Origin of the sequence: Mycobacterium sp. (assembly GCF_049585075.1) — a bacterium.
Taxonomy (GTDB): Bacteria; Actinomycetota; Actinomycetes; order Mycobacteriales; family Mycobacteriaceae; genus Mycobacterium.
In genome coordinates this window covers 1-6440 of record NZ_JBAUZA010000196.1, presented here as the reverse complement: position 1 = coordinate 6440, position 6440 = coordinate 1, and the positions used below count along the sequence as shown (strand labels likewise).

At 66.9% G+C, this 6440-nt stretch carries 5 protein-coding genes; 4 read left to right on the top strand and 1 reads right to left on the bottom strand.

From position 1 onward, the window contains the following. Positions 1-33: 33 nt before the first annotated feature. The 3 genes from WB785_RS09390 (at position 34) to WB785_RS09380 (ending at position 4081) form a co-directional block, all read left to right on the top strand. A complete protein-coding gene (locus WB785_RS09390; RefSeq protein ID WP_424078671.1) occupies positions 34-612 on the top strand; it encodes a hypothetical protein in 579 nt (192 codons plus the stop codon). A 125-nt stretch (positions 613-737) separates the two neighbouring features. Then, positions 738-3542, top strand: a complete 2805-nt coding sequence (topA, locus tag WB785_RS09385; protein ID WP_424078669.1) for a type I DNA topoisomerase — start codon at positions 738-740, stop codon at positions 3540-3542. A 134-nt stretch (positions 3543-3676) separates the two neighbouring features. After that, positions 3677-4081, top strand: coding sequence for a hypothetical protein (locus WB785_RS09380; protein WP_424078668.1), 405 nt, complete (start codon positions 3677-3679; stop codon positions 4079-4081). Between the two features lie 84 nt (positions 4082-4165). Here WB785_RS09380 and WB785_RS09375 read toward each other — a convergent pair whose 3' ends face one another. Beyond that, positions 4166-5809 (bottom strand): adenylate/guanylate cyclase domain-containing protein, encoded by a 1644-nt coding sequence (locus tag WB785_RS09375; protein WP_424078670.1) that lies wholly within the window; start codon positions 5807-5809, stop codon positions 4166-4168. Positions 5810-5857: 48 nt separating this feature from the next. On the opposite strand from WB785_RS09375, the gene WB785_RS09370 reads away from it, so the two are divergent. Continuing rightward, the coding region (locus tag WB785_RS09370) for a DNA polymerase III subunit delta' (RefSeq protein WP_424078667.1) at positions 5858-6440 on the top strand (583 nt) is incomplete at its 3' end.

Sequence of the window (6440 nt, the reverse complement as noted above, 5' to 3'; positions counted from 1 at the left end):
CGCATCGTCTGCCGGACGCTTACTGTCGGTGACGTGAGCCAGCTGTCCTTCTTCTCGGCGGAGTCGGTGCCGCCTGCGGTCGGCGACCTCACCGGCGTGCTGGCGGCCGCCGGCCAAATCGTGATGGTCGGGGGTGGGGCCAGGCTGTCGGTGGTCGTGGACCAGCCCTGGCGGGCCGAGGCGCTGGCCGAGATGATCGACGAGGCCGGTTTGGTGGCTGAAATCACCCAGACCGACGAAAACACGCCGCTGGTGCGAACCGCGGTCGACGCCAGGCTGCGTGCCATCGCCGGCGACTGGACCCGCGGCGCGGTGAAGACCATCCCCCCGTTGTGGTTGCCCGGGCCGCGCGAACTGCGGGCCTGGATACTGGCGGCCGGCAGCCCGGAAGCCGATCGGTATCTACTCGGGCTGGATCCGCACGCGCCGGACACCCATTCCCCGCTGGCGTCGGCGTTGATGCGGGTCGGGATAGCCCCGACCCTGATCGGGACGCGTGGCGCTCGGCCGGCGCTGCGGATCAGCGGTCGGCGTAGGCTATCGCGCCTGGTAGAGAGCGTCGGGGAACCGCCCGACTCTGCAGCGGCGTTGCCGTATTGGCCGCAGGTTTAGCGGCGATTGGGCGGGCCTTCAACGGGGGGTCGGTTTGCGTCGGCCCATCCCGGGTGCCACATTGTCAGGTGTCCTCGGGGCCGCCAGAAGGCTCGGGACAAGAAAGAAAGTGAGCGTAAACGCAGGTGGCTGAGGGCGACGGCAACGGCCTTGCCAATAGGCGCGGTGGGACCACGCGGCGACTCGTCATCGTCGAGTCGCCGACGAAGGCGCGCAAATTGGCCGGCTACCTGGGCTCGAGCTACATCGTCGAGTCCTCGCGAGGCCACATCCGCGACCTGCCCCGCGCAGCGGCCGATGTGCCGGCGAAGTTCAAGTCGCAGCCGTGGGCCCGCCTCGGAGTCAACGTCGACGCCGACTTCGAGCCGCTCTACATCATCAGCCCGGAGAAGAAGAGCACCGTCAGCGAGCTGAAGGGCCTGCTCAAAGACGTCGACGAGCTCTACCTGGCCACAGATGGTGACCGCGAGGGCGAAGCCATCGCCTGGCATCTGCTGGAAACCCTCAAGCCGAATATCCCGGTCAAGCGGATGGTCTTTCACGAGATCACCGAGCCGGCCATCCTCGAGGCTGCCGAAAACCCGCGCGACCTGGACATCGACCTGGTCGACGCCCAGGAAACCCGCCGCATTCTGGACCGACTGTACGGCTACGAGGTCAGCCCGGTGCTGTGGAAGAAAGTCGCGCCCAAGCTGTCGGCGGGCCGGGTCCAGTCGGTGGCCACCCGCATCATCGTGCAGCGCGAACGCGACCGGATGGCATTCCGCAGCGCGTCGTATTGGGACATCGTCGCCCAGCTGGACGCCAGCGTCTCCGACCCGCAGGCCCAGCCGCCCACCTTCACCGCGCGGCTGTCAGGAGTGGACGGCCGACGGGTCGCCACCGGCCGCGATTTCGACTCGCTGGGCCAGCTGCGCAGTAGGGGCGAAGGAGTCGCCCCGGACGTGATAATTCTCGATGAGGCGAGCGCGACCGAGCTGGCCAGGGCATTGCAGGGCACCCAGCTGTCGGTGGCGTCGGCGGAGGAAAAGCCCTATACCCGGCGCCCCTACGCGCCGTTCATGACGTCGACGCTGCAGCAGGAGGCCGGCCGCAAGCTGCGGTTCTCCTCCGAGCGCCCGATGAGCATCGCGCAGCGCCTCTACGAGAACGGCTACATCACTTATATGCGGACCGACTCGACGACGTTGTCGGAGTCGGCGATCGGCGCGGCGCGCAACCAGGCGCGTCAGCTCTACGGCGAAGAGTACGTCTCGGCATCGCCGCGGCAGTACACCCGCAAGGTGAAGAACGCCCAGGAGGCGCACGAGGCAATCCGGCCCGCCGGTGAGACGTTCGCGACCCCAGATGCGGTGCGTCGCGAGCTCGACGGCGATGAATTCCGGCTCTACGAGCTGATCTGGCAGCGCACCGTGGCCTCGCAGATGGCCGACGCGCGCGGCACCACGCTGAGCCTGCGGATCGCCGGCAACGCAGGGGAGCGGCAGGTGGTGTTCTCGGCCACCGGGCGCACCATCACCTTTGCCGGCTTCCTGAAGGCCTACGTGGAAACGGTGGATGAGCTGGCTGGCGGCGAGGCCGACGACGCCGAGCGCCGCCTGCCGCACTTGACCGAGGGTCAGCGGCTGGCCGCTCTCGAACTCACCCCGGACGGGCACTCCACCAACCCGCCGGCGCGCTACACCGAAGCATCGCTGGTCAAGGCACTCGAGGAACTGGGCATCGGCCGCCCGTCAACGTACTCGTCGATCATCAAGACCATTCAGGACCGCGGCTACGTCTACAAGAAGGGCAGCGCTCTGGTGCCCTCCTGGGTCGCGTTCGCCGTCACCGGTCTACTCGAACAGCATTTCGGCCGGCTGGTCGACTACGGCTTTACCGCTGCGATGGAAGACGAGCTCGATGCGATCGCCTCCGGCCAGGAGCACCGCACCAACTGGCTCAACAACTTCTACTTCGGCGGCGACCATGGCGTGCCCGATTCGGTGGCGCGCTCCGGCGGGCTGAAGAAACTGGTCGGGGTCAACCTCGAAGGTATCGATGCTCGAGAAGTCAACTCCATCAAGGTCTTTGACGATGTCGAAGGGCGCACCATCTATGTGCGGGTAGGCAAGAACGGGCCCTACCTGGAACGGATGGTGCTCGGCGACGACGGCGAGTTGAAACCGCAGCGAGCCAACCTCAACGACACGCTCACTCCCGACGAGCTGACCTTGGACGTGGCCGAAGAGCTTTTCGCCACACCCCAGGAGGGTCGGTCGCTCGGTGTGGATCCGGAGACCGGTCACGAGGTCGTCGCCAAAGACGGTCGCTACGGGCCATATGTCACCGAGGTCCTGCCGGAGCCACCCGATGACCCCGACGGCGCCTCGGCTAAGAAGGGCAAGAAACCCACCGGACCCAAGCCGCGTACTGGTTCGCTGCTGCGCAGCATGGATTTACAGACCGTCACCCTTGAGGACGCGCTGAAACTTCTTTCGCTGCCCCGAGTCGTCGGCGTTGATCCAGACTCAAACGAGGAGATCACCGCACAAAACGGGCGTTATGGCCCGTATTTGAAGCGCGGCAACGACTCTCGCTCGCTTGCCACCGAAGATCAGATCTTCGAGATCACACTCGAGGAAGCGTTGAAGATCTATGCGGAGCCGAAACGTCGTGGCCGGCAGGGTGCCGCCGCTCCACCGCTGCGTGAGCTGGGCAACGACCCGGCGTCGGGCAAGCCGATGGTGATCAAAGACGGTCGGTTCGGCCCGTATGTCACCGACGGCGAGACCAACGCCAGCCTGCGCAAGGGCGACGACGTGCTGTCGATCACCGACGAGCGTGCCGCGGAATTGCTGGCCGACCGGCGGGCGCGGGGCCCGGTGAAGCGGACGGCCAAGAAGACGGCGCGCAAGAGGCCGGCGAAAAAAGCGGCCAAGCGCAGCTAGCCGCCGCGCTGAGCGGCGCAAACGCCCCGGTGCGTCCCCTCAGGATTCCTTTTTCCAGATTTTTGCTTAAAACGGGGTGATTCTCAGCCACTTCTCAGGTACAGTTACGTACGTCAGCTGTATCTAGGAGAGCCATGCGAACCGCTGCCCGATATTGCATCACCGCTGGTGTTGCGCTCGGTGGCATCAGCGTGATCGTCGCCGCGCCGGCGGCGCCTCCTTTGCGCGACATCGAGGTGCCCGCGGTGCAGCTGTCCGGGAACACGCACGACAACCCGGATGTGAACAGCCCGTCCGTCACTGACTTGCTGCAGGTTATGTACGGCTTTGACAGCCCGATTGTGGTGCAGAACATCACCGAGCCTGAGGCCGGAGCTCCCAGCGGCGAGCAGCCGTCCAATGTGCCGGGCCTCACCGACCTGCTGAACCTCGGTATTGACCCGGCCGCGGGCCCGCCCGGGAAATCGTTCGTCGACATCAGCCCGCCGGCGCCGAGCGATCTGACCGCGACACCTGCCCCGCCGCCACCGGGCAGCTAGTCGATTGCCTCACTCGCCCCCTCGCCGCTTCGCGGCTGGGAGGTACCCCCATCGGGCCACTGACCGGCCCGAGTCGCCAGGCGCTCAGTTGCTAATTTCGGATACCTCTTCCGGCGCGGCCAAGTTGAGCGGCCGGGCCAGCTGAGTGGGTGCCATGCGTCCGCGCAGTGCGACGACTTCGGCGACATCCCAGCACAATGCTTCGGCATCAAGCGCACCGCTGACCGCGACCGCAGAGGCCAGCACGTGGCCTTCTTCGAGCTTGGCCAGCTCGGTGAGCCGCGCGGCCTCGTTAACCGGGTCGCCGATCACCGTGTATTCGAAGCGGGCCTGCGCGCCGATGTGGCCGGCGATGGCACGCCCGGAGGACACCCCGATGCCGAACTCGGCGGTGCCGATCACCGGGAGTAGTTCGTCGTGCAGCTCGCGGGCCGCTGCCAGCGCGCCACCGGACGCGTCCGGGTGCTCGATCGGGGCGCCGAAGATGGCCAACGCCGCATCACCCTGAAATTTGTTGACGAAACCGCCGTGCCGGCCCACGGTGTCGACCACTACCCGGAAGAATTCGTTGAGCAGGATGACCACCTCGGCAGGGGGCCGGGTCGCCGCGAGCTGAGTCGAGCCGACCAGATCGACGAAAAGCACCGCGACATCGCGCTCCTGACCGCCCAATTCGGTGCCGCGCTCCAGCGCGCGGCGGGCGACGTCTTCACCCACATAGCGGCCGAACAGGTCGCGCAGACGTTGCCGTTCGGACAGGTCGCGGACCATGTCGTTGAAGCCCGCCTGCAGCAGGCCGAGCTCACTGGCGTCGTAGATCTGCATGTGCGCGTTGTAGTTGCCGCGCTGTACCTCGCCGAGCGCCCAGCGCAGCTGACGCAGCGGGTCGGCGATCGACATGGCCACCAGCAGCGTGCTGGCCAGCCCGATGCCCAACGCCAGCAACGCCAACAGAAGGATCGGGTTCAACAGTTTCGCGGGCGGCCCATGAAGGTACGAGGCCTTGTCGGCCACCACTGTCAGCACGATCGCGAGCAGCGGCACCCCAGTGGACAGCGCCCACGTAAGCATTTGGCGGCCGATGACACCCGATGCCCGGATGTTCTCCGGCAGGCCGCCACGCAGCGCGGCGACGGCCACCGGCCGCAGCACTCGCTCGGACTGCAGATAGCCGATGATCGCGGTGGCGGTGGCACCCAGTCCAGTGGCGACGGCTACCACCGGCGCGGCGTGCTTGGCCACCGGCCAGCTGGCGACGATGAACACCACGCCACCCACAAGCCAGGACACCAAGTTGATCACGGTGCGGTAGAACGGCGTCCGCAGCGCGCGGCTGCGTGCCAGCTCGGTGGCGGCCGGGTCGGTGTCCGCGAGCAGGCCGTCGCGGCGTTGCCACCGGAACACCGGGATTAGCAGCCGCACGCTGATCCAGAATCCGACGACGAACAAGAAGACGACCGACCCGGCGAAGATCGCCAGGTTGGGGGCCGGCAAGTCCTGCAGTTGAATGCGGTCTTCGGGTGGCAGCCCGTAGCGCAGGAAGCCCAGCACCAGCAGTGCGCCGATGATATCGGCTTGCAGCTGGCTCAGCGAGAACACCGGCCACGGTGTGCGCACCAGCCATTGGACGAATCCGCTGATTCGTCCGGGAAGTGCCGCCGCCGTGCTCACGAACCCACCGTATCGGTCGTCGGGGACGAAAAAGTAGCCAAAACGTTCCGTGTACAGCCGCTTGAGTTGCGGAGTGGTCGGCGGCGGTCAGTACTGTTGCCGGTGATGTCGCGGGTATTCGCACGGCTGGTTGGCCAGGAGTCGGTCGAAGCCGACTTGGTGGCCGCCGCTTTGGCGGCCCGCGGTGATTCGGCTCACACCGCCGCGATGACGCATGCCTGGCTGATCACCGGTCCACCCGGCTCGGGGCGCTCGGTGGCGGCCCTGTGCTTTGCGGCGGCGTTGCAATGCACGTCGGCCGGTGTGCCTGGCTGTGGAGAATGCCGTGCCTGCACGACGACGATGGCGGGCACGCACGCGGACGTGCGCCGGGTCATCCCGGAGGGACTGTCGATCGGCGTCGACGAGATGCGCGCGATCGTGCAGATCGCATCTCGCCGGCCGAGCACAGGCCGCTGGCAGATTGTGCTGATCGAAGACGCCGACCGGCTCACCGAAGGCGCGGCCAACGCCTTGCTCAAAGTCGTCGAAGAGCCCCCGCCGTCAACGGTTTTCCTGCTGTGCGCGCCGTCGGTGGATCCCGAGGACATCGCGCTGACGCTGCGGTCGCGCTGCCGCCACATTGCACTGGTGACTCCCTCGCCGGCGGCAATCGCCCAGGTCTTGATCGACGGCGACGCCCTGACAC

What these genes read in the sequence shown, in the direction of transcription:
- WB785_RS09380 (WP_424078668.1), top strand. Translation starts at nt 3,677, where the DNA reads ATGCGAACCGCTGCCCGATATTGCATCACCGCTGGTGTTGCGCTCGGT.